23 protein-coding genes and 1 other RNA gene are annotated in these 26261 nt (G+C 62.2%); 9 read left to right on the top strand and 15 right to left on the bottom strand.

Annotated elements, in window-relative coordinates:
• Positions 1-409: 409 nt before the first annotated feature.
• Positions 410-1609: an MFS transporter gene (locus O0K41_RS04295; RefSeq protein ID WP_032966631.1), complete on the bottom strand. Its 1200-nt coding sequence runs from the start codon at positions 1607-1609 to the stop codon at positions 410-412.
• Between the two features lie 72 nt (positions 1610-1681).
• Here O0K41_RS04295 and O0K41_RS04290 point away from each other — a divergent pair, with 72 nt between their 5' ends.
• Positions 1682-2479: a helix-turn-helix transcriptional regulator gene (locus O0K41_RS04290; RefSeq protein ID WP_049449244.1), complete on the top strand. Its 798-nt coding sequence runs from the start codon at positions 1682-1684 to the stop codon at positions 2477-2479.
• Positions 2480-2539: 60 nt separating this feature from the next.
• On the opposite strand, the gene dnaJ is transcribed toward O0K41_RS04290, so the two are convergent.
• The 4 genes from dnaJ to hrcA form a co-directional block, all read right to left on the bottom strand.
• Positions 2540-3664: a molecular chaperone DnaJ gene (dnaJ, locus tag O0K41_RS04285; protein ID WP_005409242.1), complete on the bottom strand. Its 1125-nt coding sequence runs from the start codon at positions 3662-3664 to the stop codon at positions 2540-2542.
• 154 nt (positions 3665-3818) lie between these two features.
• Positions 3819-5741: a molecular chaperone DnaK gene (gene dnaK / locus O0K41_RS04280; protein WP_005409241.1), complete on the bottom strand. Its 1923-nt coding sequence runs from the start codon at positions 5739-5741 to the stop codon at positions 3819-3821.
• Between the two features lie 182 nt (positions 5742-5923).
• Entirely contained in the window at positions 5924-6439 is a 516-nt protein-coding gene (gene grpE, locus O0K41_RS04275) for a nucleotide exchange factor GrpE (protein ID WP_005409240.1), read from the bottom strand.
• A gap of 63 nt (positions 6440-6502) precedes the next feature.
• Positions 6503-7567: a heat-inducible transcriptional repressor HrcA gene (hrcA, locus tag O0K41_RS04270; RefSeq protein ID WP_005409239.1), complete on the bottom strand. Its 1065-nt coding sequence runs from the start codon at positions 7565-7567 to the stop codon at positions 6503-6505.
• 115 nt (positions 7568-7682) lie between these two features.
• Between hrcA and recN the strand changes: the two genes are divergently transcribed.
• On the top strand, positions 7683-9344 hold the full coding sequence (gene recN, locus O0K41_RS04265) for a DNA repair protein RecN (RefSeq protein ID WP_049404573.1): 1662 nt from the start codon (positions 7683-7685) through the stop codon (positions 9342-9344).
• Between the two features lie 110 nt (positions 9345-9454).
• Here recN and O0K41_RS04260 read toward each other — a convergent pair whose 3' ends face one another.
• Positions 9455-10372 (bottom strand): LysR family transcriptional regulator, encoded by a 918-nt coding sequence (locus tag O0K41_RS04260; RefSeq protein ID WP_005409237.1) that lies wholly within the window; start codon positions 10370-10372, stop codon positions 9455-9457.
• A 97-nt stretch (positions 10373-10469) separates the two neighbouring features.
• Here O0K41_RS04260 and O0K41_RS04255 point away from each other — a divergent pair, with 97 nt between their 5' ends.
• The gene (locus O0K41_RS04255) at positions 10470-11786 is read left to right on the top strand and encodes an SGNH/GDSL hydrolase family protein (protein WP_049449237.1); all 1317 of its coding nucleotides are present in this window, start codon (positions 10470-10472) and stop codon (positions 11784-11786) included.
• Between the two features lie 63 nt (positions 11787-11849).
• Here the strand turns inward: O0K41_RS04255 and fur are convergent, their stop codons facing one another.
• A complete protein-coding gene (gene fur, locus O0K41_RS04250) occupies positions 11850-12257 on the bottom strand; it encodes a ferric iron uptake transcriptional regulator (RefSeq protein WP_005409235.1) in 408 nt (135 codons plus the stop codon).
• Between the two features lie 103 nt (positions 12258-12360).
• Between fur and bamE the strand changes: the two genes are divergently transcribed.
• On the top strand, positions 12361-12753 hold the full coding sequence (bamE, locus tag O0K41_RS04245) for an outer membrane protein assembly factor BamE (RefSeq protein WP_005409234.1): 393 nt from the start codon (positions 12361-12363) through the stop codon (positions 12751-12753).
• Between the two features lie 36 nt (positions 12754-12789).
• Here bamE and O0K41_RS04240 read toward each other — a convergent pair whose 3' ends face one another.
• Positions 12790-13047, bottom strand: a complete 258-nt coding sequence (locus tag O0K41_RS04240) for an RnfH family protein (protein ID WP_164222064.1) — start codon at positions 13045-13047, stop codon at positions 12790-12792.
• Between the two features lie 3 nt (positions 13048-13050).
• Positions 13051-13476 carry a type II toxin-antitoxin system RatA family toxin gene (locus tag O0K41_RS04235; RefSeq protein WP_005409232.1) on the bottom strand — a complete coding sequence of 142 codons (426 nt, stop codon included), beginning with the start codon at positions 13474-13476 and terminating at the stop codon, positions 13051-13053.
• Positions 13477-13533: 57 nt separating this feature from the next.
• Here O0K41_RS04235 and smpB point away from each other — a divergent pair, with 57 nt between their 5' ends.
• Complete coding sequence (smpB, locus tag O0K41_RS04230) at positions 13534-14037, top strand: SsrA-binding protein SmpB (RefSeq protein WP_005409231.1); 504 nt, start codon at positions 13534-13536, stop codon at positions 14035-14037.
• Positions 14038-14162: 125 nt separating this feature from the next.
• Here the strand turns inward: smpB and O0K41_RS04225 are convergent, their stop codons facing one another.
• Entirely contained in the window at positions 14163-14735 is a 573-nt protein-coding gene (locus tag O0K41_RS04225; protein ID WP_005409230.1) for a hypothetical protein, read from the bottom strand.
• Positions 14736-14954: 219 nt separating this feature from the next.
• On the opposite strand from O0K41_RS04225, the gene ssrA reads away from it, so the two are divergent.
• Positions 14955-15308: a transfer-messenger RNA gene (gene ssrA / locus O0K41_RS04220) on the top strand.
• Positions 15309-15608: 300 nt separating this feature from the next.
• On the top strand, positions 15609-17033 hold the full coding sequence (locus O0K41_RS04215; RefSeq protein ID WP_197592414.1) for a site-specific integrase: 1425 nt from the start codon (positions 15609-15611) through the stop codon (positions 17031-17033).
• 485 nt (positions 17034-17518) lie between these two features.
• On the opposite strand, the gene O0K41_RS04210 is transcribed toward O0K41_RS04215, so the two are convergent.
• Positions 17519-19084, bottom strand: coding sequence for a MobA/MobL family protein (locus tag O0K41_RS04210; RefSeq protein ID WP_164222060.1), 1566 nt, complete (start codon positions 19082-19084; stop codon positions 17519-17521).
• A 533-nt stretch (positions 19085-19617) separates the two neighbouring features.
• On the opposite strand from O0K41_RS04210, the gene O0K41_RS04205 reads away from it, so the two are divergent.
• On the top strand, positions 19618-21414 hold the full coding sequence (locus O0K41_RS04205) for a DEAD/DEAH box helicase family protein (RefSeq protein ID WP_164105446.1): 1797 nt from the start codon (positions 19618-19620) through the stop codon (positions 21412-21414).
• Positions 21415-21720: 306 nt separating this feature from the next.
• On the opposite strand, the gene O0K41_RS04200 is transcribed toward O0K41_RS04205, so the two are convergent.
• The 3 genes from O0K41_RS04200 to O0K41_RS04190 are packed head-to-tail and all read right to left on the bottom strand — an operon-like array spanning position 21721 to position 23084.
• Entirely contained in the window at positions 21721-22257 is a 537-nt protein-coding gene (locus O0K41_RS04200; protein ID WP_164105444.1) for a hypothetical protein, read from the bottom strand.
• Positions 22258-22291: 34 nt separating this feature from the next.
• Positions 22292-22591 carry a hypothetical protein gene (locus O0K41_RS04195; RefSeq protein ID WP_164105442.1) on the bottom strand — a complete coding sequence of 100 codons (300 nt, stop codon included), beginning with the start codon at positions 22589-22591 and terminating at the stop codon, positions 22292-22294.
• A 13-nt stretch (positions 22592-22604) separates the two neighbouring features.
• On the bottom strand, positions 22605-23084 hold the full coding sequence (locus O0K41_RS04190; RefSeq protein ID WP_308304442.1) for a hypothetical protein: 480 nt from the start codon (positions 23082-23084) through the stop codon (positions 22605-22607).
• On the opposite strand from O0K41_RS04190, the gene O0K41_RS04185 reads away from it, so the two are divergent.
• Entirely contained in the window at positions 23009-23512 is a 504-nt protein-coding gene (locus tag O0K41_RS04185) for a helix-turn-helix transcriptional regulator (RefSeq protein ID WP_308304441.1), read from the top strand. The two genes, O0K41_RS04190 and O0K41_RS04185, sit on opposite strands and share 76 nt — an antisense overlap.
• Before the next feature lie 194 nt (positions 23513-23706).
• Here the strand turns inward: O0K41_RS04185 and O0K41_RS04180 are convergent, their stop codons facing one another.
• Positions 23707-26109 (bottom strand): UvrD-helicase domain-containing protein, encoded by a 2403-nt coding sequence (locus tag O0K41_RS04180; protein WP_308304440.1) that lies wholly within the window; start codon positions 26107-26109, stop codon positions 23707-23709.
• Between the last annotated feature and the right edge of the window lie 152 nt (positions 26110-26261).

Below are 26261 nucleotides of genomic sequence, written 5' to 3'. Positions count from 1 at the left end.
CATCCATGGCGCCAACGGTCCTGCCAACCCACACCGCCCCACCTTCGACAGTTGGCCGACAGCTGCTGGTGGGTGCCGACCGTTGGTCGGCACATCTGTCGGATACCGAATGAATTCGTCCACGCATGGCGTGGCTCTACTGGCAACTGCGGCTGTTGGTAGGTGTCGTCCGTTGATCGACACGTCTGTCAAATATCGATATCCGACCCCGTGCCGACCAACGGTCGGCACCCACCAAAGCAGAACGCTGTTCCGACAGATCGCGGAAAACGGCGCGACCGAGCTACATGGACGTACTTGCAGTGTCCCCCTCAACCGACCCCACCCCGCCAATCCACGGATAGCGCGCTTTGGCTTTTGCCGTTGCCTCTGCGGGTGCAGGGCGCAGCCCTGCAAAAAGAAGCACCCCTCAGTGAACAGCAGGCCGCGACGGCGGCAGCCACGCCGCCACGATGCCGAGCAGCGGCAGGAACGCAGTCAACTGGTAGACGTACTCGATGCTGGTCTTGTCCGCCAGCAGGCCGAGCACGGCAGCACCCAGTCCACCCATGCCGAACGCAAAGCCGAAGAACAGGCCGGACACCATGCCGATGCGGTGCGGCATCATCTCCTGGGCATAGACCACGATGGCCGAGAACGCCGAAGACAACACGAAACCGATCAGCACCGCCAGCACCGTGGTCCAGAACAGATCGGCATGCGGCAGCATCAGTGCGAACGGCGCAACGCCCAGGATCGAGGTCCAGATGATCGGCTTGCGGCCGATGCGATCGCCCAGCGGGCCACCCAGGAAGCCGCCGGCCGCGGACGCCACCAGGAATGCGAACAGGTGCAGCTGCGCCTGCGCCACGGGAATGCCGAAATGGTGGATCAGGTAGAAGGTGAAGTAGCTGCCGATGCTGGCCATGTAGAAGTATTTGCTGAAGATCAGCACCAGCAGGATCGCCAGCACCTTGGCCACGGTGCGCGGGGGATGGCGCGGCGCCATCGAGGCGGTGCTGGCCGGGCGCGGGGTGCCCAGGTGCAGCGCATACCAGCGGCCGACATAGGTCAGCAGTGCAATGCCGATCAGCGCGGCGCCGGCAAACCACGACGCGGCATGCTGGCCATGCGGCACGATCACGGCTGCAGCAATCAGTGGACCGAGCGCGGTACCGAAATTGCCACCCACCTGGAACACCGACTGCGCGAAGCCATGGCGGCCACCCGAGGCCAGCCGCGCAATGCGCGATGCTTCCGGATGGAAAATGGCCGAACCAATGCCGACCATCGCCGCAGCCATCAGCACCACCGCATAGTTGGGCGCGAAGCCGAGCAGCAGCATGCCGCACAGGGTCGAGGCCATGCCGATCGGCAGCGAGTACGGCGCCGGGCGACGGTCGGTGGCGGCGCCAACCAGTGGCTGGAAGATCGAAGCGGTCAGCTGGTAGGTCAGCGTGATCAGGCCGATCTGGGTGAAGCTCAGGTTGAAGCCGCCCTTGATCACTGGATAGATGGCCAGGATCAGCGACTGCATCATGTCGTTGACGACATGCGAGGTGGAAATAGCTGCCAGCACACCGGGAGCCACCGGACGTGAGGTCGTTGCGGGAGAAGCCAAGGCGGACATGGACGCAGTCAGGTTGGGGGCGAGCCACGCATGCTACGGTTGCCCTCCCCTCCCTTCTGCCGCGTTCGGGTCATGGCCTATCGCAAAAAGGACATTGCCGGCGATGTCGACCCGGCTGCGCCGTGGCGTGATGTGCCACTGCATCGTCCGGTCACCTACCGGGTTACCCAGTACCCGGCAGGCACCCATATCGCAGGCCACAAGCACCAGCGCCACCAGCTGGTCTATGCCATCTCGGGGCTGATGGTGGTGCGCTCGGAAGTCGGTCGCTGGGTCGTGCCCTCCACCCGTGCGATCTGGATGCCGGCGGGCATGGTGCACGCGGTGGACTGCATTGCCGCCGTGCACATGCGCAGCCTGTACATCGATCCGTCGTTCGCCCCGCAGTTGCCGGCCGAACCGTTCGCGGTACAGGTGGCACCGCTGCTGCGCGAACTGCTGCAGGCAGCCACCCTGATCAAGGGCGAGCACATCGAAGACAGCCGCGATGGCCGCGTGGTGCGCCTGCTGCTGGACGAACTGCATCGCATGGACGTACTGCCGCTGCACCTGCCCTCGCCCACCGACCCGCGCCTGCAGCGGATCTGCCAGCACATCCAGAAGCGCCCCGGCGACGACGCCACGCTGCAGGACTGGGCACAGGCGCTGGAAGTGGACGTGAAAACCATCCAGCGCCACTTCGCCCACGAGCTGGGCATGACCTTCGGCCAGTGGCGACAGCAGGCGCGACTGCTGGCCGCATTGGAGCGGCTGGCGGTCGGCGACAAGGTCATCGATGTCGCGCTGGCGATGGGCTACGACAGCCCCAGTGCGTTCACCAGCATGTTCAAGCGCCAGCTGGGGCAGACGCCGGCGGCGTTTTTCCGCTGATCGCAAACGAAAACGCCGGGCATGGCCCGGCGCTGCCGCTCAACGCTTCGGTTGAAAAACTCAGGACGTCATCCGGTCCCAGAAGCCCTTCACGCCATCCATGAAGGTGGCCGACTTCGGCGAATGCTTGCGTGCTTCCTCGCCGACGAAGGTGGCTTCGAACTGTTCCAGCAGCTTGCGCTGCTCAGGGGTGAGGTTGACCGGAGTCTCCACCACCACGCGGCAGTACAGGTCGCCCTCGCTGCGGCTGCGCACCGAACGCACGCCCTTGCCGCGCAGGCGGAACAGCTTGCCGGTCTGGGTCTCGGCCGGAATGCGGATCTCCGCTTCGCCGCCGAGGGTGGCCACGCGCACGGTGTCACCCAGTGCCGCCTGCGAGATGCGGATCGGCACTTCGCAGTGCAGGTCGTCGCCATCGCGCTGGAAGATCGCATGCTCGCGCACGCGCACTTCCACGTACAGGTCGCCCGGTGGCGTACCGGCCGGACCGGCTTCGCCCTCGCCCTGCAGGCGGATGCGGTCGCCGGTATCGACGCCGGCCGGCACCTTCACCGACAGCACCTTGTCTTCCTCGACACGGCCGTTGCCGTGGCAGGTCTTGCAGGGCTTGGCGATGATCTGGCCACGGCCGCCGCAGTTGTGGCAGGCCTGCTGCATGGCGAAGATGCCGCGCTGGATGCGCACCTGGCCGCGGCCATGGCACACATTGCAGGTTTCGACCTTGCCGTCTTCCGAGCCACTGCCATCGCAGTCGCCGCACTCGGCCAGGGTCGGAATCTCGATGCGGCGCTCGACGCCGCGCACGGCTTCTTCCAGGTCCAGCTCCATCACGTAGCCGATATCGGCGCCGCGACGCGCCTGGCGCGGACCACCGCCACCGCCGCCAAAGATGTTGCCGAAGATATCGCCGAAGATATCGTTCATGTCCGGGCCGCCCGGCCCGCCGCCGCCCATGCCGTGCTCGAACGCCGCGTGGCCATGGCTGTCGTACATGCGGCGCTTGTTGCCATCGGACAGTACTTCGTAGGCTTCCTTGCACTCCTTGAAGGAGGCTTCGGCCGCCGCATCACCCGGGTTGCGGTCCGGGTGGAACTTCATCGCGCAGCGACGGTACGCCTTCTTCAGCTCGTCGTCGGTGGCGGTGCGGGCAACGCCCAGCACTTCGTAATAGTCGCGCTTGCTCATATCGTGGATCTGGTTCCGGAAAGTCGGGATTCGTCAAAGCGGAAGAGCGGAACCAGGTCCGCTCTTGCGTCGGGCGCCCCGACACGCCGGTGGGCGGTCAGGACCCTGATGCGACAACGGGACGCTGGTGGCCAGCGTCCCGTGTCGGTCCGGATCAGGACTTCTTGTCGTCCTTGACTTCGGTGAACTCGGCGTCGACCACGTCGTCCTGCGCCTTGCCGGCATTGCCGGCGTCGGCACCCGGGGCACCGCCCTGGTCGGCCGAAGCAGCGGCGAACAGCGACTGGCCAGCTTCTTCCAGCGCCTTCGACTTGGCTTCGATCTGTGCCTTGTCGTCACCCTTCATCGCGGTTTCCAGGTCGGCCAGGGCCGCCTCGACCTTGCCGATGACATCGCCGCCGACCTTGCTGCCGTGCTCGGTGATGGCGCTGCGGGTGCCGTGGATCAGGGCGTCGGCCTGGTTGCGGGCCTGCACCAGTTCCTGGAACTTCTTGTCTTCTTCGCGGTTGGCTTCCGCGTCGGCGACCATGCGCGCGATCTCTTCCTCGGACAGGCCCGAACCGGCCTTGATCTCGACCTTCTGTTCCTTGTTGGTCTTCTTGTCCTTGGCCGACACGTGCAGGATGCCGTTGGCGTCGATGTCGAAGGACACTTCCACCTGCGGCAGGCCACGCGGGGCCGGCTCGATGCCGGACAGGTCGAACTTGGCCAGCGACTTGTTGAAGCGGGCCTGTTCGCGCTCACCCTGCAGCACGTGCACGGTCACGGCCGACTGGTTGTCCTCGGCGGTGGAGAACACCTGCGAGGCCTTGGTCGGGATGGTGGTGTTCTTCTCGATGATCTTGGTGAACACGCCGCCCATGGTCTCGATGCCCAGCGACAGCGGGGTCACGTCCAGCAGCAGCACGTCCTTGACGTCGCCGCCCAGCACGCCGCCCTGGATCGCAGCACCCAGTGCCACGGCTTCGTCCGGGTTGACGTCCTTGCGCGGTTCCTTGCCGAAGAACTCGGTCACCGCCTGCTGCACCTTCGGCATGCGGGTCTGGCCGCCGACCAGGATCACTTCGCTGATGTCGCTCGAACGCAGGCCGGCATCGTTCAGGGCGACGCGGCACGGCTCGATCGACTTCTTGATCAGGTCGTCCACCAGTGCTTCCAGCTTGGCGCGGGTCAGCTTGATGTTCAGGTGCTTCGGACCCGACGCGTCAGCGGTGACGTACGGCAGGTTCACTTCGGTCTGCTGGGCGCTGGACAGCTCGATCTTGGCGCGCTCGGCAGCATCCTTCAGGCGCTGCAGGGCCAGCGGATCCTTGCGCAGGTCGATGCCCTGGTCCTTGTTGAACTCTTCAACCAGGTACTCGATGACGCGGTTGTCGAAGTCTTCGCCACCCAGGAAGGTGTCGCCGTTGGTGGCCAGCACTTCGAACTGCTTTTCACCGTCGACGTTGGCGATCTCGATCACCGAGACGTCGAAGGTGCCGCCGCCCAGGTCGTACACCACGATCTTGCGATCCTTGTTGTCGCCCTTGTCCAGGCCATAGGCCAGCGCGGCCGCGGTCGGCTCGTTGATGATGCGCTTGACGTCCAGGCCGGCGATGCGGCCGGCGTCCTTGGTTGCCTGGCGCTGGCTGTCGTTGAAGTAGGCCGGCACGGTGATGACCGCTTCGGTGACCTTCTCACCGAGGAAGTCCTCGGCGGTCTTCTTCATCTTTTCCAGCACCTTGGCCGAGATTTCCTGCGGAGCCATCTTCTTGCCGTCGCTGGTGGCCACCCAGGCGTCGCCATTGTCATGGGCCAGGATGCTGTACGGGACGTGCGCGATGTCCTTCTGCACTTCGGCGTCGGTGAACTTGCGGCCGATCAGGCGCTTCACCGCGTAGAAGGTGTTCTTCGGGTTGGTCACGGCCTGGCGCTTGGCCGAGGCGCCGACCAGGACTTCGCCGTCCTTGGTGTAGGCGACGATCGACGGGGTGGTGCGATCGCCTTCCGAATTCTCGATGACGCGGGCCTTGCCGCCGTCCATGATCGCCACGCACGAGTTGGTGGTGCCGAGGTCGATACCAATGATCTTGCCCATGGGGGAGACTCCTGAGGATGCTTGTTGGTGTCAGTCCGGCCGTTCGGCCGGTGGATGAATACGATGTGGGGGAGGCTCGTGGAACATTCAAGCCGTCTCCCGAACGCTGTGTTCAGCGCCTGGAAAACCTTGCCAGGCATGGCCTGGCACAACCGGGACCGGGCAAAGCCCGGCCTGGTCCATCAATCGGCGGCCACCACCACCAGCGCCGGCCGCAGCAGGCGCTCGTTGAGCAGGTAGCCCTTCTGGAACACGGTCACCACGCTGCCCGGGGCGGCGCCCGGCGTCGGCACCTGGCTGATGGCCTGGTGGTGTTCCGGGTTGAACGGCTGGCCGATGGGGTCCAGCAGGACCAGTCCGTTGTCGGCGGCCACCTTCAGCAGCTGCTTGTAGGTCAGCTCCAGGCCTTCGCGCAGCGGGTGCGGGTCGTCGCCGGCGGCCTTCAGGCCGGCATCCAGGCTGTCGAACACGGGGAGCAGATCGCCCAGCAGCTTCTCGTTGGCGAACTTGCGGGCCTGTTCGATGTCACGGGCAACGCGCTTGCGCTGGTTCTCCAGGTCGGCGCGCTCACGCAGGGCATCGGCCTTGACCTGTTCGATTTCGGCGCGCAGGCGCTCGACTTCGTCGTTGACGCCGGCGGTGGCGGCCGCATCGGCGGCACTCTGCTGGGATTCGATATCTGGCTGTTCGTGGTTCATGTCTGGGTCCCTGGCGGTCAATCTCCGCCTCCACCCACCCTAGTGTGGGCGGGATGCTGCGTTTCAAGCGTCGGATGTTCCCGGCGGGCGGCCGGCTGGCGAAAACGCCGCGCCCAGTACATCGGCGGTAGCCTGGACCAGCGGGATCACGCGGTCGTAGGCCATCCGCTTGGGGCCGATCACCCCCAGCACGCCCAGCACCTGGCCATTGGCCGTGTAAGGGGCAGTGACCAGCGAGACGCCCTGCAGCGGCATCATCCCGGTCTCCTCGCCGATGAAGATGCGCACGCCGGGCGCCTGGATGGTCCGCTCCAGCAGCTGCAGGATCTCGCGCTTGCTGGAGAACAGCTCGAACAGCTCGCGCAGGCGCTCCAGGTCGGACAGGTCCTGCACCCCCATCAGGCGGGTCTGGCCGGCCACCAGCATGTCGTCGGCCGCCGGCTGCAGGGCCTGCTCGGCCAGCTCGATGCTGTGCGCCAGCAGCTGTTCCAGCTCGGAGCGGGCATCGCGCAGTTCCAGCAGCAGTCGGGTGCGGATCTCGGCCATCGGCAGGCCGGCGAAATGGGCATTGAGGTAGTTCGCGACCTGCTCCAGCTGGCCCGGCGCGAACTCCTGCCGGGTCTCGATGACGCGGTTCTGCACCTCGTTGTCGGCAAACACCAGGATCGCCAGCACCCGGCGCCCGTCCAGCGCCACAAAATCGATCTGGCGGAAGGCGAACTGCTCGCGTCGTGGTGCGCTGACCACGCCGACGAAGTGGCTCATCGCCGACAGCAGCTCCGAGGCGCTGCCGAGCAGGGCCTGGGTGCTGCCGCCGCCAGCCAGTTCCTGCCGCAACCGGGCCAGCTCGCCTTCGCCCGGCGGCTGCATCTGCAGCAGGCTGTCGACGAACACGCGGTAGCCATGCGCGGTCGGGACACGCCCGGCTGAGGTGTGCGGCGAGGCCAGCAGCCCCAGGTCTTCCAGGTCACCCAGGATGTTGCGGATGGTGGCCGGACTGACCTCCAGCCCGGCCACGCGCGCCAGCGTCTGCGAGCCGACCGGCTCGCCGTCCTGGATGTAACGCGCGATCAGCGTGCGCAGCAGATGGCGCGCACGCGGGGCAAGCTGGTCGGGAGAACCGTGCATGGAATCAACCTGTGAGACACGGACACTAGATAATGGCGGCGCATCACCTTGGCAAGTCATTGGACCTCCCTCGCCCGCGTGCTAGCGTTGCGCGGCTGCTGATACCCCCTTACCCATGCTCAGACATCTTTCGATCAAGGATTTCGCCGTCGTCCGCGCCACCGAACTGGAGTTCGGGCCAGGCATGACCGTGGTTTCAGGCGAGACCGGCGCCGGCAAGTCGCTGATGGTCGACGCGCTGGGCTTCCTGTCCGGCCTGCGCGCCGACAGCGGCGTGGTCCGCCACGGCGCCGCGCGCGCCGAGCTTTCGGCCGAGTTTGCGCTGGAGCAGCTGCAGGCTGCACGCCAGTGGCTGGCCGACAACGAGCTGGACGACGAGGAGCAGTGCCAGCTGCGCCGGGTCATCCGCGCCGATGGCGGTTCGCGGGCCTGGATCAACGGCCGCCCGGTGACCCTGGCGCAGCTGGGCGACCTGGCCTCGCTGCTGGTGGAGATCCACGGACAGCACGAACAGCAGGCCCTGCTGACGCGCCCGTCGCAGCTGGCCCTGCTCGACGCCTATGCGCGCAATGAGAACGAACGCCGCCAGGTGCGACGCGCCGCCGCGGCCTGGCAGGCATTGGTCGATGAATCGCTGGCGCTGTCGCAACAGGGCGACGTCAGTGACCGGATCGGCTTCCTGGAGCACCAGCTGCGCGAGCTGGACCGTGAAGACCTTGAGCCGGAGTCGATTGCCGCACTCGGCGCCAGCCACCGCCGCCAGGCCCATGCCAGCGCCCTGCTGAGCGCCTGCCAGGCCGCCAGCAACCAGCTCAACGGCGACGACGGCAGCTCCGCGCTGGACCTGCTGCAGCAGGTGCGCCACGAGCTGTCGCGCCTGATTGAGCACGACCCGCGCCTGGGCGAGGTGGATGGCCTGATCGAGAACGCTTCGATCCAGCTGCACGAAGCCCTGTCGCTGCTGGACCGGGTGCATGACGACCTCGACGCCGACCCGGAACAGTTCGAGGAGAACGAGCGCCGCCTCGGCCGCCTGCACGACCTGGCCCGCAAGCACCGCGTGCCGATGGACGAGCTGGGTGCGCAGCGCGAGCGCATGCACGCCGAGGTGGAACAGCTGCGCGGCGCCGACGAACGCCTGCAGCGCCTGGCCGGCGAGATCGACAAGGCCGCCGCCGCCTGGCGCGCACAGGCCGAAGTGCTGACCGCCAGCCGTCGCAGCGCTGCTGCCGAGCTGTCGGCCACCACCACCGGCATCATCGCCGAGCTGGGCATGGGCGGCGGCCAGTTCCTGATCGAGCTGGAACCGCAGGACGCCGGCAAGCCCGACCCGCAGGGCGCCGAGCGCGTGGAATTCCTGGTCGCGGCCAATGCCGGCCAGCCGCCGCGCGCCCTGCGCAAGGTGGCCTCCGGCGGCGAACTGTCACGCATCTCGCTGGCCATCGAAGTGGCCGCGCTGGACCTGGATGCAGTACCGACCATGGTGTTCGACGAAGTCGACTCCGGCATCGGCGGCGCGGTAGCCGACATCGTCGGCCAGAAGCTGCGCGCGCTCGGCGAGAAGCGCCAGGTGCTGTGCGTGACCCACCTGCCGCAGGTTGCCTCCAAGGGCCATGCCCATTACCGGGTCAGCAAGGCCCCGGTGGAAGGCATGACCCAGAGCGCCGTGGAAAAGCTGGACAGCAAGGCGCGCGAGGAAGAGCTGGCGCGCATGCTCGGCGGCGTGGAAGTGAGCAAGGAAGCGCGCGCCGCCGCGCGCAAGCTGCTGCAGGTGTAACGCCGCCCGAGCCGGGCATAGGCCCGGCTTCCGCGCGGTAGTGCCGGCCGCTGGCCAGCAACCCAACACAGGTGGGCGAAGATCGTGAGGTTGCCGGCCAGCGGCCGGCACTACCCCCGTGGCTGCGTCAGGTCGACGTTCTCCACCAGGAAATCAAGAAACGCGCGCACCCGCAGCGGCAGGTAGCCGCCCTGCCCCAGGAACACCGCGTGCACCTCTTCCAGGTCACCGGGGTTGGCCTCTTCCAGCACCGGCAGCAGGCGCCCGGCGGCAATATCCTGCTGCACCTGGAATGCTGCCAGCCGCGCCATGCCCAACCCACCCAGCACCAGCTGGCGCAGCGCATCGCCGTTGCTGGCGCGGGCGTTGCCACTGGGCAGCAGCATGCGTTCGCGCCCGTCCTGCAGCAACGGCCAGCCCTGCATCGCGCGCGCATGGCCGATATCCAGCCGGTTGTGCGACTGCAGCTCCTCGGCAGTGCGTGGCAGCCCGTGCCGCTGCGCGTAGGCCGGTGCAGCCACGATCATCATCCGCGTCGCGCCCAGCCGCCGCGCCACCAGGCTCGAGCTCTTCAGCGGACCGGCCCGCACCGCCACGTCGGTGCGCTGCTCCAGCAGGTCGATCACCTCGTCGTTGAGGGTCAGGTCCACGCCTACCTGCGGATTGCGCTGCAGGAACGCCGGCAGCAACGGCAACAGGAAATGCTGGCCGAACGGCACGTTGGAATTGACCCGCAGGCGTCCACGCGGCTCGGCGTGAGCACTGGCGCAGCGCTCGGCCTCGTCCAGGTCGGCCAGCACGCGCAGGCCGCGCTCGTAGAACGCGCAGCCCTCGGGAGTCAGCTGCAGCTGGCGGGTGGAACGCTGCAGCAGGCGCGTCCCCAGCCGTTGTTCCAGCCTCGCCACCAGCTTGCTGACCGCCGACGGGGTCATCTCCAACGTTCGGGCGGCTGCGGAAAAGCCCCCGGTCTCGATCACCCGCACGAACACTTCCAGTTCGCCGGATCGGTTGATGTCGGAGCGCGCCATGGCAATGAATCCAGTTCACAGATGATTGTCCATGCGCAGTCTAGTTCACAGATAAGTACGGAATCACCATGGCCTTCCCTCCACCCGGGATTGCCCGATGAATCGTTTCAGCCAGTTCGTCACAACCGCATTGATCGGCCTGTCCAGTGCCGCCAGCGCCGCCAGCGACGCCCCTGCGCCACACTGGGTCGCCAGCTGGCAGGCCAGCCCGCAACCGGTCTGGGGCGCGGAATTCCTGTTTCCGACCCTGGTCCCAGCCGCTCTGCAGGACCAGACCTTCCGCCAGACGGCACGTATCAGCCTGGGCGGGCCCCGGCTGCGAGTGCGGCTGAGCAATGCCTACGGCACTCAACCACTGCGGATCGGGGCGGCGAGCGTGGCCGCCCGGGCGGGGGACACCCCGCAGCCGCTCAGTTTCGAAGGCCAGCCCGGGGTACTGATCGGCCCCGGGCAGGAACGGCTGAGCGATCCGCTGCCACTGGCCACGGCTGACCGGCAGGCGCTGCAGGTCAGCGTCTTCGTGCCGGGGCCGATGCCGGTACAGACGTTCCATTGGGAGGGCAGGCAGACCAGTTGGATTGCGCCTGGCGACCAGAGCCAGGCCCAGGCACTGAGCGGGGCCAGCAGCACCACGGCCCGCCTGTTCCTGGCCGGCATCGAGGTCGAGGCGCCGACCAGCGCACGCAGCGTGGTGGTGATCGGCGATTCGATCACCGACGGCGCCACCGCCAGCCTCGACCAGGACCAGCGCTGGACCGACCATCTGGCCGCGCGTTTGGCACCGCAGGGCATCGCCGTGGTCAATGCCGGCATCTCCGGTGGCCGCCTCTTGCGCGATGGCATGGGGGAATCCGCGCCGGCGCGCTTCCAACGCGATGTGCTGGATCAGCCTGGCGTGTCCAGCGTGATCGTGCTGATCGGCATCAACGACATCAGCTGGCCCGGCACCGCCTTCGCGCGCAAGCAGGCGCGGCCCACGCTTGCCGAGCTGCAGGCAGGCTACCGCTCCTTGGCCGAACAGGCCCATCGGCGGGGTCTACGCATCCTCGGCGCCACCCTGATGCCGTTCGCCGGCGCCCTGCCCGGCACGCCGCTGGACGACTACTACCACCCGGACAAGGACGCCCTGCGCCGCCAGCTCAATGCCTGGCTGCGCACCGACGGGCCGTTCGACGCGGTGATCGACCTGGACGCGGCCCTGCGCGATCCGGCCGATCCGTCACGGATGGCCGCTGCCTACGACTCCGGCGACCACCTGCATCCGGGTGATGCGGGGAACCGGGCGATGGCCGAGGCGGTGGATCTGAAGATCCTGCTGGGTCGCAAGGGGTCAGAGCCCTTTGCTCGTGCAAAGGGATCCGACTCCGCGGGGCGCCCGGGCTCAGAGCCCTTTCCTGAAGGGAACAGGCCCTGACCCCAGCAACGAAAAACCCCGGGCAGGCCCGGGGTTTCGTCGCATCTGGCTGGCCGGATCGGCTTACTTGCGCTTCTTGCGCACGTACAGCACCAGCGAGTGCTCTTCCAGTTCGTAGCCGTGGTCGGCTGCGATCTTGCGCTGCAGCTCCTCGATCTCATGGCTCTCGAACTCGATGATCTTGCCGCTGTCCACGTCGACCATGTGGTCGTGATGGCCGCCACGGTCAAGCTCGTAGACCGCCTGCCCGCCCTCGAAATTGTGCTTGAGCACGAGGCCGGCGGCCTCGAACTGGGTCAGCACCCGGTACACCGTCGCCAGGCCGATCTCGTCGCCATGCTCCAGCAGCTGGCGGTAGATGTCTTCGGCGGTCATGTGGTGCTGGGCATTGCGCTGCTCGAGCAGCGCCAGGATCCGCATCCGCGGATGGGTCACCTTCAGGCCGACTTTACGCAGGTCGTGGGTTTCCATAGGTCTCCGTTCATTGGCGATTTAGCGCCAGCTGCCTCGGATTGGGTCGCGGTGGCACGCCGGGAGTGTATCATCGGTTTGATTTCCCCAACCGCCAGTCCCGATGCGCAATCTCCTGTTGGTCGCCGCCGTCGCCCTGTCCACCACCGGGTGCGGCATCATCTACAAGCAACCCATCTATCAGGGCAACCTGATCCGGGAAGATGCCGTGGCCAAGCTGCAGGTCGGGCAGAGCAAGCAGCAGGTCACCGCGCTGCTGGGCACCCCGTCCATTCCCGATCCGTTCCACGCCCAGCGCTGGGACTACACCTCCAGCCAGCGGGTGAACCGCCTGGGACGTACTGAAGTGAAGAACTTCGTGGTGTTCTTCGAGAATGACACCGTGACCCGTTGGGAAGGCGATTACTTCCCGGGCAACGACAAGGCACTGGCCCAGCAGACCGTGCGCCAGTTCGGCCGCAACCTGCCGAAGGACAAGAAGAAGAAGGGCCGCTGAGGCCCCCTGCCCGTCCCCACGGACGGGTTGCGGGCATCAACCGCCGAGCGCGCGGCGCCGGCGGTTGTCCTTGGGGTCGGCCAGCAACGGGCGTAGCAGCTCAATGCGGTCACCCTCCAGCAACACCTGCTGCGGGCGCGCCAGTACGCCATGCACGGCCACGGCCGGGCATCGGTCACTGCCTTCCAGCGCGGCGGCGGCAATGGCATCGGCCACGGTCGCGCCCTCCTCCAGCTGCAGCCGGCGCGACAGCACCTGCTGCGGCCAGGCCAGCACCACCTCGACCTCGATCATCGCTCAGGCCTCGTCGGCGACGCGGACGAAATCATTGACCATCCGATCGGCCAGACCCTGGAAGCCGATCGCCAGGGCCGGCCCCAGCAGGCGCGAGCTGGGCTCGAATTCCAGGGTCAGGGTGACCTTGCAGGCGTCCTCGGCCAGCGCATGGAATTCCCAGCGGCCGTGCAACTGCTTGAACGGGCCATCGCGCAGCTGCATGTCGATGCTGTGCGGGCGCTGCAGGGTGTTTTCGGTCTGGAACCAGGTGCTGAACGAACCCAGGCCCAGGTCCAGGCGCGCCACCAGCCGGTCCTCGCCCTGCTCCAGGATCTGGGCAGCCGAGCACCAGCGGAAGCGGCGCGGATAGGCCTGGACATCGTTGACCAGGTCGAACATGCGCGCGGACGAATGTTCGACCAGGGCGCTGCGGCGGATAGTAGGCATGAATACAGGACGTTTCGGCAATCGACCGGGCGGGCCCGAATCGGAGACAATACGGAAATGAGCAAGAACAGCGGCAAGGATAAAGCAAAGAGCGCGACGGCCAACAAGACCATCGCGTTGAACAAGCGTGCCCGCCACGAGTACCACATCGAAGAACGCTTCGAGGCCGGCCTGGCACTGCAGGGCTGGGAGGTGAAGTCGATCCGCGCTGGCCGCGGCAACATCATCGATGCCTACGCCTACGTCAAGCACGGCGAGATCTTCCTGATCGGCGCCCAGATCACCCCGTTGATCCAGGCCTCCACCCACGTGGTGGCCAACGACCGGCGCGAGCGCAAGCTGCTGCTGCACCGGAGCGAGATCGACAAGCTGGTCGGCAAGGTCGAGCGCGATGGCTACACCATCGTGCCCACCGCGATGTACTGGAGCAAGAACAAGATCAAGCTCGAAGTCGCGCTGGCCAAGGGCAAGCAGACCCACGACAAGCGCGATGCCGCCAAGGACCGCGACTGGGCGATCGAGAAGCAGCGCGTGATGCGTCGCGGCAACCGCGACGCGTAAGGCCGCTGCGCATCACCCTGTAAAGCCGGGCCATGCTCGGCTGCCTTGGTTTTCTGTAGAGCCGAGCCATGCTCGGCTTCGGTAAGAAAAGCAGTCGAGCATGGCTCGGCGCTACAAAAGGCGGGTCACCCCGCCAGCATGCCCTGCCCGCGCATGCGCGGCGCCAGCGCCGCGTGCATCACCGCCAGGTGCATCACCACCGCCAGTTCCGGCGCGTAGCGGTCATCGCCTTCCCGCCACTGCTGGGCCAGCTGCGCGGCATCATCGGGCAGCAACGACAGCAACTGGGCATCATCCAGCGCATCGGCGGCGCCCTGCAGCTGGCGCGCCAACTGCCGCGACTGCCACACGTGCACGCCAATACTGAGACTGGCCAGCGACATCAGGACCACGGCCAGCCCGTGCTCGAACCACTGCGACAGCACTTCCGGCCCCCACAGCAGGGCCGCCAGTACGGCCAGGCCCGGTAGGCGCCAGCCGAGCCAATGGATGCGACCGCGCTGCGACCAGTGCACCACCACCGCGCTGGCGACCAGTGCCGCCGCGGCCGTGGCCGGCAACTCCGTCACCCAGGTGGCCGCCAGCAGCACCGCCAGCACGGCCCAGACCCAGCCGGGCGGCAACGCGCGCCGCTGATAGTCGGCACCGACCGGCCCGATCAGCTGTCGCAGGCTGCGTTGTTGGCTTGCATCGGTCACCCACAGTCTCCGTGTCTGTCCTGGCTCGGATGGTCGTCGCCAGTGTGTCGCAAATTCGTGCCAATGACGTTACCAATCCGCTATGACGGTGGCTCTACAACGTGTTGTGGATTGCAAAGGTGACTGTTCAGCTGTTTTGCCGTAGCATTGCAACCGTTGGGCAGGCCCTGACCGTGGCAACGCGGGATCGGCCCTGTACCTTGCAGCACTGTAGAAACCGGGGGTGCATTGGTTTCGACGGGGGTTGTGAAGTCGCCTGGCGCATGCCGAGGGGGTAGCTTTCCTCGTAAATCCAGCTGCAAAACTCTAGTTGCCAACGACGACAACTACGCTCTGGCCGCTTAAGGCCTAAGCCTCGAAGCCGCTTGTGTCCATGCTCGCGGTGTAGAGTCACTATCATGGAATCGCGCTGGGTGGCTGCCTGTCAGTCCGGCACTAGAACACAACAGGCTGGTTCCCGGATGCGCTTTGCACGCCGTGCTGTTCGGGGACGAGATCCAACGGTGAGCTAAGCATGTAGTGCTGGGGATGGAGTGCCTTCGGACGGCGGTTCAATTCCGCCCACCTCCACCATTTGTAAGCAGTTCAGCTGTATCTTGCTGATTCTGTTGGGTTTTGGCAGGGCGCGATACCGAAAAACGATCTTTCCAAAAGGATCTTTTGAGGTATCGCCCCTTGCCCAAGCCCTATCTTCTACGCCGACCTAGCGGACTTCATGTCCGCTTTCTTGTTCCTGTAGACCTGCGCGAGGCTATCGGCTCACGCTTCTTGGTCCGCCGCCTTCCCCCATCTGCTGTTGACCTTGCCCGCCTCGTCGCGGCCCGCATGGCTGTGGCACTCTCCGAAGCATTCGAGCGCTGGAGAGGTAGCCGCATGGATGACAAGGATAGAGAGGACCTGCTGAAAGTCGTCAGCGGCTCCATCAACCAGTGGACCGGAAACATCCAGCTGCCGAATGGGACTAAGCTCACCGGTCTGAACGTCAATGGGCGAGAAGATGCTCAAGCACTTCTGGAAACGATCAGAGGCTTGGCGTTGCCTGGGCTCTCGGTTGTGGGACTGCCCAATGAACCCGCCAGCGCAGATTTCACGCTATCCGACCGCATCGCCCTGTATCTGGCCGACCTGAGGAATGCCAAGACCTCACCCGGCAATCTTCTAGATAGTGAGAACACGCTCATCATCTTCCAAGAAGTCGCAGGACCTGATCTGCTGATGTCGAAGGTCGGGGAAGCTCAAGTCAGAGCGTTTCTGACGGGTCTCCATCACTGGCCAAGCAATGCCAGGAAGAAGAGTGACTATAAAGAGCTGACTGCACCACAGATCATGGCCAAGGTCAGGCAGCAGAGAGATAAGGGCATCGTTGTTGCCGGTCTCTCAGATCGGACCCTCGGAAAGCACCGAGACCGCCTTGCCAGCTTCTTTAACGCACAAGTGGCCAGCGGCATCATCGCGCGCTCGCCCTTGGACGGGATCAAACGGCAGAACTCGGCACAATCTGTGGCTGCCCTGCCCCGCCGTCAGTTCACGATTGAAGAGATCAACAAGATCTTTGAGCCTGAGAATTTCCTGCCCTGGGCTAAAGGGCGACCTGATCGCTACTGGGGCGTGCTGCTGGCGGCAGGCACCGGGGCGCGAGTGAACGAAGTTGGCCAGCTCTATACGGAAGATGTTGCAGAAGTGAACGGCATCTGGGGGATCCACATCCGCGCCGTCCATCGCGACCAGAAGCTGAAGAACGCCAACTCGCTGCGCTTCATTCCACTACATCCCCGCCTCTTGGATGCTGGGATCCTCACCTATGCCCGTGATGTCATGGAGGCTGGCCATGAGCGCCTGTTTCCTCACTTGCCTTGGCACAAGAAGGCAGGCTACGGGGATGCCCTCGGAGATCAGTTCCGCGCCTATCTTGTTGGCTTGGGCATGATGCAGCCAGGCATGGGCTTCCACTCGTTCAGACATACCGCGAGCACCCGGCTTCTCTATGCGGGTGTGCTTAGCTCTATTGCCGCTGCCATTACGGGGCACAAGGCGCATATGCCCGGCGAGCTCGGAACCTATGTAGATGTGCCCACGCTCCAATCGCGCGCAGATGCCGTTGCGCTTCTCCCCATTCCCGAAGGTTTGCCGGTCTATCAGCCTGGAGAGGCAGCGCAGTCTCTCAGGCAAGCGCAACTCAGAGCGAAGCGGAGGGCGGTCAATGCAGCTGCACGTGAACGAAAAGCGGTCGCTCTTGCCAAAAGCGCGCGCTCCACGACGCCAACAAGTCGCATGAGGAAGCCATCAAAGGCGTCGTAGCGCCCGGGGAATCTCGGTGACAATGATTAGGCAACGCCATCAACCACTCTAGGCGCTCAAGATTTGGGGTCGGAGCCTTGCGATCAACGCAAATAATGTTTTTATGAGAGCTCCCAAACGTTAGGAGCTCCATATGCCGTTAGAAAGAAAGCTGGCTATCGCTAGTCGAGTGCTATGCCCTTTGATTGCCCAAGACCGGACACGAGACACGCAAGAGCGGATCGAGGACATCATCCACGCCCTCGAAATCGCGGACGAATTGATCAACCGATGCATGGCTCCAAAGCCCCCGGCTGACGACCACACTCTGAAACCTGCCGTTAGGGTTAGAGAAGCCGTGGTAGAACGCGATCAGGTGCAGCTCAGCGACATGATTTCAGAGCGCCGTGGCGCAGTGTCAAAGCCCACTCGCGGACCTACCTACCACTGAGTTTTCGAAACGAGGTTGGTTGAAGCCCCGGCTCGCCGGGGCCTTCGCTTGTCTGTCAGTGCAACCGTGCTCCAGGATCTCTGACAGGATTCATTACGAGCAAGGGGTCCGCTGGAATAGGGCCTTCAGGAGCGTCAATGGGCTCATCCTCCACCGGATATCTACGCAGCAGCACTTCACTCCAATTCTCCAGCTGCGACAACGACTCGCCTGTTCGACGGTTGTAGTCTTCCTGAGCCTTGGGTCCGGTGGCTTCGTGAGCGCGTTGATACTCCTCGCGTCCCAGCTCAACAGCCCGAACCCGGCGCGCCCGACGCCGCGACCAGTCTGAGCGATTCAGTAGTCCTGGACGTGGGTTCTGGCTTTCAAAGTTCTCCAAGGCAAATTCTGCTTGGGCCAATACGTGCTGGGCACGATCTTCAGCTTTCAGCCTACGCTTGAAGCGAAGAGCATCCCGCTTCAACTTCTTCAGTCGCGCGAGCAGCTCTTCGAAGTCGCCACGGAGCCTGGGCGCCGCGACATGAGTAGATATCAAGGCAGCACTGTTGCGCAGCAACCTTCGCGTGAATTTGAGCCTATCTCGCAGTGCCTCTATCCACGCCTCGGCCCACATCTCCAACACTTCCTTCAGGGCCTGCTTGGATGCTGTGGCCTGCCGTTGCCGCGCCCCTTCATCGGCAACCGCCCCAACCGGCATGACTTCCCTCGCCACGTTACCCAGACGAGTCTCTCCACCAGGAGACAGCATTGGTTGCGTGACAGGGCGCAGTGGAACCTGGCGCGAGCCAACCGGCACGGCTTGATCGGATGCGGCTTCCATCAATCTGCCCTCTCCTGCCATCTGGGCCACGGCGCGATCCCAAGCAGCGCTGTTGGCCTGGGCAATTCTGTCATTGCCCTGCTTGAGGACTGTATCGGCGCCTCGGCGATGCAGCGCCGTCGCATCTTTGCCCATATGAAGTCCTGGAGCACGGGAAAGCTCCGCCGCTGTAAGCTCATCCCCTTGCTCTGCAGCCTCAGCGGCCTGATCTTTCAAGCTACGGTGATCGACACGGGCCGAGACACCGGCTGCGGCCAGGTGAGCATTGATGGCGTCCCCCACCATCTGGCGAATCCACTCCACTTCACCTCGACCCGAAGGTCCGCCGTCTAATTCCCTCGTCTTGTCCTTCAGCCCCTCTGCGTCAACCCGCCTTGTAGTCGCCAAAATATGAACGTGGTAGTTAAGCCCGTCAGCGGTCTGCGGCTCATGGATGCTGGATTGGACAGCGAACCTGTAACGCTGGACCAAGCAGCGCGATATTTCAGCTGCGAGGTCTGAACGCTGCTCATTGCTCAGTTCGTGTGGCAGCGCAACTTCGAATTCCCTAGCGACCGTGGCGTCTTTTCGGCGCTCCGAAGCCTCGGCTGCAGGCCAAAGCTGTCGGGGATCGAAAGCCCATTCAGGCGCTCCATCCGGCGCCAGGCAGCGGGTTTCGACAACGCCCCCACGCCTTCGGTAATCGTGCCGTAGACCGGTGCGGGCATCGATGATAAGCAGCCCCGCCCTGTAGGCGGCGGCGGTAGATGCGTGACCCTGGGCACGACTGAATGTCTTTACTCTTGTGTGATAGATGGCCATTAACGCTCCTTTTTCTTGGCCCCCGCCCTTGCCTTTATGCCTACGTTTTAGGCTTTGGCAAGCGCTTTTTTAGGGGGTCAAGGGGCACAGCCTCTTGCGCACGCATTGCCCGAAGGGCAATGCCTAAGTGCGCTCTTGCTATCGCCTTGCTGTCTGCTTTGGTCCTACTCCCGACGTGTATTGCCAAGTCTGGCCATGCCGAAAAGCACGCGGCGACGCGCCGCAGAATGTGACATACATCAAACTATTGAACAGATGGGCTGCCTGAGGCAGGATCTCATGACTGAAGGGCGCATCAGCCAGGGAATTTTCAGGGGGGAGGTAAAACTTTGCAGGAGGCGTCAAGAAGCCCGGCACATGTATCTGTCGGGATGATAGTTGTGGCACAGGATGAAAACGGCCAATAGATATGCCGACATCTACGCCCGCGCGATTAATGAAGATCTCACGTCAGCCGCTGCTGACTAATACGGCGCACGGATAATGCGCCGCCCAACTTCGCATGAGCAGAATACGTATCTAGGAGAACAAGCGTGTCTAGCCCGTTCCAAGATGTCACACCCCGCATTACTGGAAATCCGAAGGTCAGAGAACCGCAACAAGGAGCCTATGAGGCGCTAGCACAGCATGTAGCTGACGGTGCGGACATAAGAGAAGTTAGCGTAGTACTGCCAGTGGGTTGCGGAAAGTCAGGAACTATAACGCTCACTCCATTTGCGTATAAATCGAAGAGAGCATTGATCATCGCTCCCGGCGTTGCGATTGCGACGCAGCTGGCAGCTGATTTCGACTTTAGTAGCGAGAAGCTATTCTATGCACGCTGCGATGTGATGGATGGCCCTAATTATCCAGAGCCAGTGGAAATAAGAGGCACCGATGCAAATCGAAGTGACCTTGACGCCGCACACGTTGCTATTACAAACATCCAGCAGATTTCCGGCGATGGGAACAAGTGGTTGCGAACGCTTCCTGCCGACTTCTTTGACCTGATCATTTTCGACGAGGGCCATCATAGCGTTGCAGCAACCTATGAGGCCCTGAAAGCAAAATTCCCTGCAGCCTCGGTCGTGAACTTCAGCGCCACGCCTCTTAGAGCTGATGGCCAGATGATGAGCGGCCCCGTCGTTTACTCATACCCAATCTTCAAGGCGATCAGAGCGGGCTATGTTAAACAGCTAAAAGCAATCCAACTCAATCCGAAGACCTTACGCTATGTCAGGCGACCGGGTGATTCGGAGGTGGAAGTCTCCCTAGATGAGGTCCGTCGCCTCGGTGAGGAGGACGCGGATTTCCGCAGAAGCATCGTAACGTCCGAAGAAACGCTGAATACCATTGTCGATGCGTCCCTCCGAGAGCTCGACCGACTCCGCAACTTGACAGGCGAGCCACGCCTAAAGGTAATCGCCTCGGCGTTGAATTATGAGCATTGCATTCAGATTGTGGAGGCTTATCGCGCACGGGGAAGGAAGGCCGACTTTGTGCATTCCCGCGAGAGTAAAAAGAATGACCAGGTCATGCAAAGGCTGGCGAATCATCAACTGGACGTGATCGTACAGGTCAGAAAACTTGGTGAAGGTTTTGACCATCCGTTCCTGTCGGTAGCGGCGGTCCTTAGCGTGTTCTCCAACCTGTCTCCATTCGTCCAGTTCGTTGGGCGAATCATGCGCGTAATCAAGCAAGATGCGCCTGGGGACGTTCTAAACCAAGGCAGCGTGATCTTTCATGCGGGCGGCAACATCGCCGCCAGGTGGGGAGACTTCCAGCAGTTCAGCGAAGATGACCAATCCTTCTTTGACCAGCTTCTACCTCTTGAAGGCTTGGATCCAGCAGATCCCACCGAGGTCCGTGAGTATGCACCTCGCGACACTACCAATGGAAAGCCCGAGGTCAGGGAGCAATCCGAGGTGGAATTGCAGGAAATCCACCTACTAAAGCAGGAAGAGGAAGACGCCATTCGCGTGTTGAAACAGAGCGGAATAATCCCTGCAGACTTTGATCCTGCCACCCAAGCCCTCAAGCCCATCGCTGTTCCTAAGGCAGCAAAGCGACAGGCCGCCAGAGACGCTCTTAACGAGCTTATTCAACTCCACGCAGGGCGAATTCTAAATGAGCGCGGAATTAAACATGGCGGGCGAGAGTTGGATCACAGACGGCTTGGTCGCGACAACTACGTAGTGGTAGTCACCTCTCTCAACGAGGCGGCGAACACCTTGGTCGGCCGGAAGCCAAAGGAAAGAAGTGAGATGTCACAGGTGGAACTGGACACCATTCGGGGGCAGTTTGACGCCCTTACAGCAAGCGTTTGCAGGAAGCTGTTCGATGGCGACTAAGTCCTTGATAGTCTCAACAATGGTAGACAGGGCGAAGAAGGCCCACAACTGCCAAGCTAACAGTAAACATAGAATCGAACGCGGAGACATTCGACTAGGGGTGCGAAAAGACCGGGGCTGGGATCGATACTGTGTTGCTTGTGCGCAGAGCATGATCGAGCGCGGCCTATTGCGACTGGGAGAGCTCAGCAAGTTGGAGCCTGAGGAAAGCGAAGACTAAAAGGCAACATAGGCCCATCCTTCCGCGCATGGAGGATGGGCCAGTCTGCTTTCCTGCCTAGCTGCATTCGCTGGATTTGGGGCTGCTTAGATGCTGCGCGTTTCAGTAAGCCAAGCTTTCATCCTAGCGAACCATTCATCCCTCTCAGTCTCATTGACAGCTGTGCTCTTGAGCCAACGGTCAGAGTGACGCACGAAGGGGACCAGCCAGAGCGGATGAACAACGTCACGCACCTGGACTTCCAGGCGATGGGTGACCACTCCCTTGTAGTTGTATTCCCCAGTGCGGATGGCGAGCACTTCAGATCGCCGCAGATAGCGCTCTCCCTTCCCAGGGTCCCGAACCCAGATGGCATCCCTGCCCAGGTCCAAGGCAATGTGATCATGGGATACCGTGGGTTCGAACTCTTCAGGCCTATGCTTCTTCAGTTTGGGCGTTCGGCGACGGAACAGCCACGGCAAACCCCACAACAGCGCAAGGGGCCAGAAGACCAGCTGCCCGAACAGCATCAGCCCGAAGACTGCCCCGTCAGCCGTCGTGCCCTCTTCGAACACCACACCGCACAGCCACCACAGCGCGAGACCGGTGATGATCCAGCGGATGACCTTGAACAAGGTCCACATACGAGCTTCCTAGCTTTGGTTGGCGGCCTTAAATTCAGCGACGATCTACGACGGTCCAAGTGCCATCGACCTTGTCGATGACGAAAGTGCCGACAAGCTGCTGTTGCTCAATGCGAGTGCCCAACTGATATCGCGCGATTCCGGTCACACTGCACGCATAGCCCGGGCTGTCACCTCGGACGCACTCGCCCACCTTGAGACGCTCAAAGGTCATCGTCGTTCCTGTCGCTTCCTTGAAATATGCGGTCAGCGCTTTCTCAACATCGCCATTGCCAGGCCCGCCAGAACAAGCGACCAGCAGCGCAGAGAGGGAAACCATCCAAAGCTTCTTCATGTCAGCTCCTTGATCAGTCGATGAGTAAGCAGTGACTGCCCGGATTCGTTGCAGCACCAGGAAGGACTTCGCTATCAATCACTGACCCGGCTTTGTTGATTACGATGACAATCTGGCTGGGCCGGGCGGACGAGTCTTCATCGCGCTCTCCCAGATACGCCAACGCCACAGCACTCCTGAAGTCGTAGACCTTGCCGAAGCCCACCACGCTATGCGCTTTCGGAGGCAGCAGAATGGACTTGCCATTCAACTTGATAGCGCGCTTGTAGTCCCGGCCTTCCACAGGGTCGATGCGGCCGATGCTGGTTCGGATGGGGCCAGTAGGCGTTGCGGAGCCATGACCCGTGGCCCAGATGAACTCGGAGACCTTGGGATGCACCACCCCAGCCGCCTTGAACTGACCGCTCTGCAACTGACATGACAGGCTGGGCGCAGCCCCAGCAGAAGCGGCGAACGCCAAGAGACCCATCAATGCCCAGCACTTCATATCCATACGACTGCCTCCCGACCGGTTTTGCGTTGAACGCAAATGACCGGCTAAGCTTATGCCGTCAAACTCTGGAGAGTCAACGTGTTTGTTTCTGCCGGATGCCCGCTCCTCAGCCCACGCCTACAGCCCTCGGTCATCGCCTACGCGCAGCACGCGTCGCCAAAGGCTGGACCCAAGCTCAGCTAGGGGAAATGCTCATGGGCGTGGATGACTCAAACACGACGGCCCCTCGTATCAGTAGATATGAACGCGGGATGCACAAGCCCGACTTGGAGACCATCGAGAAGCTCGCGGAGCTTCTGGACCTTCCTGCAGCCTACTTCGTGGCGGCATCGGATGTTGTGGCTGAGGCAATCCTAGTGCTATCGCAACTAGACGGTCCCAAACAAGCAAAGGCCTTGCAACTGTTGAAGGCTCTAGCGAATAAGTAAACCGCAAGAAACCTTAGAGCAGAGGAGTTTATGGTGCTACATCAGGGAACGAAACGGGAACGCTTGCGAAGCTTCATTTCCAAAACTCGTATTAGCCTAGCTATTTGGTGGGCAAGCAAACGCAAGAAAAAAGACCCGTCCCCACCGAAGCGAGGGAACGGGCCGCTCCTCTAACAGTTTCGCCAGCGCTGAAATTACCTAAAGTTCACCGCGCTTCCGTCAGGCTCAGCCTTTCTCACGTGCCAAACAACTCTGCGGCGCCCCCTCGTTATTCCGACGTAAGCGAGCCGCAGCGCCTCATCCGCGCACGCATCATCGTAGCTGTAGCCGGGATACATTCCGCTGACCCTATAAATTAGGTTGCGAAGAGGATGCGGGCTCCCCGCCCTGCAATCATCAATCATGAAGGCAACATCAGCCTCTAGGCCTTTAGCTTTATGATATGTGCTAATGGCTAATCCAGGGTAATCCTTTGCCTTAAAAGCGCTGCGAAGCGCCTTTGATATCTCGCCAGAACGCGTCATTACAATCAGGTGATCTTTGTGCTTGCTCTTCATCTTCAGCGCAAGCGCATACTGTGCACCGACTGCTTTCACAAGGTGGTCAAGCGCCTCTTTATCCGTGGTTCGTGCCTTAGGCTTACCATACTCAATCAACTTGACACCGTGATCACCTTCACTCGTGGCGATCTGTGCACGACAGATCTTCTCCACCTTTGAAGTGACCTTGCTAATGAGCCGTTCCGAGTCCCGGATGATCTGGTCGATAGAGCGAAAATTGGCGGTGAACTTAAGTTGTGGGGCTGGCCCCAATTGGGAGTGGGCGGGGAAATACTTCTGGAAGTCAATGAACAGCTGAGGCGAGCTACCCCGCCACCCATAGATAGACTGCCAGTCATCGCCGATTGCCATGATGCTTACAGGAAGCCCCACATTGTCGGCCAGTATCCGTCGCTGCATGGCCTTTATCCATGCGGCAATCTGAGGAGAAATGTCCTGGAACTCATCGATCAGCAGATGACGCATGGACTGCATCTTTGATGGAGAAAACCTAATCGAACTAGCTTCTCTAGTCATTGCTAGAAAGACTTGATTAAAAGTGTGCAGGCGAGATTCTTCCATGCACCGCCGCAGATGTGGCCAAAAGCGTGCCAAGGCGCCAATGAAGTCAGCGGTGACTCCAGCGACCTGAGGGGCGGGAAGTTTGGCGATCAATTCGGCGACCTCGAATCCGTGGCTCTCAATGAACGAGCCTTGGGCGTACAGCGCCTCGAAAATCTGGAGCGACGACAGCTCCCCTTGAATCTTCAGAGGGAAGATCGGCGCATCACCCAACTTATCGTTAGCTCCGGATATCGTCAGCCACTTTTGCCGAAGCCGGAACGCGGCGACATCCTCGTGTGATCTAAGCAAGATATAAGGGGTTTCGGCATATCTTGAAATTATCTTAAGCTTGCTGTTAACGGCAAGGGCTATGGATACAGGTTTCTTTCCTACCAGCGCCTCACGACCCTTGGTGTCCACAGCGTGGTGAATATCCAGCACAATTGGAATTCCAGTCGCGGCTTCGCGCCCATCAGCATATATGCTGTTGCTTCCAATGCTGGCCTTGATCTTAAAGTCACCCGTCTCGACCCCATCGAATGGCCAGCCATCTACTGCCCACGCAGATTCGACCAATCGGCGAACTTGGTAGTCACGCTCGCTGGCGTATGAGAGCTGATAGTCTTTGAGATCTTCTCCGCCACGATCCGAGCGCCTTACAGCCAGTTCACTCTTCAAGATCGACAGAATTTTCTCCCGAAAGATATCGTCATCATTAAAGAGGGAAATATAGGCCTCTCTCAACACGCTCGACTGAGCGTCGTTTAGTTTTGAAGCGCCTATTGGGTTGTCAACTGAAAACTCATCGACAGGTCCGTCGCCCGCCTTTCCACCATTATAGAAATCGAAGAACTGGCGCCCAGGGAAAGGAACAGACGCTAGACCATACAAGACGGAGTGGAATGTCCTGACTCGATTCTTAGCCCACTCATCGTCAACATTGCGCCCCCAATGACGCATCACCTTCACAAGCGACCTGCACAAGTCCGCGCAGGATGCTTTCGTGAAGGAAATGACGGTCAACTGCTCGTCAGGAATCTGCAAATGAACCAGCATGAAGACCACCCTTAAAACCAAGGTAGTCGATTTACCCGATCCAGCCCCTGCCGAGATACAAGTAGCCGGATGATCGGCCAAAATCATGTCCCATTGCTCGTCTGTTGGCGGACTCACCACCTTCGCTTTTACTGCCGCAGCCACCTCGGCTCGCATTGCCGCCTCGACGGGCCCCACAACAAAGGGAAACGGCCCGTACAGGCCTTGATCGACTGGCTTCGGTGCAGGTGCAGGCAAGTCCTCCACTCGGTAGATCAGTTGGCCGTCCTCAAAACCCTTGTTGTAGCCCGAGGAATGCCCATCTTCATATCCATTCCTGAAGCCTAGACGCCTAGCTTCGCCCTGCAACTGGTCAATGTGTTCGCGAATTACTAAGGCAAGAAGACTCGTTCCCCAACGTTTCAATTTGAGGAGAATTTCCTGAGAGAAAGGAGGCATAGAGATCCAACACTTCTTGACAGCTGGTCACACTACCAGAATCAAAGAAGGCGCCCAATACCGGCATTTTTATGACGCAAACTGGACAGGGCGCCGGACAATTGGCGCCTAGGCAAAAGGGTTGTCAACCTAATCCAGGGACACGCTCGTAA

Origin of the sequence: Stenotrophomonas sp. Sm2128 (assembly GCF_030985535.1) — a bacterium.
Lineage (GTDB): Bacteria > Pseudomonadota > Gammaproteobacteria > Xanthomonadales > Xanthomonadaceae > Stenotrophomonas > Stenotrophomonas maltophilia.
This window is presented reverse-complemented; position numbering and strand designations above follow the sequence as displayed.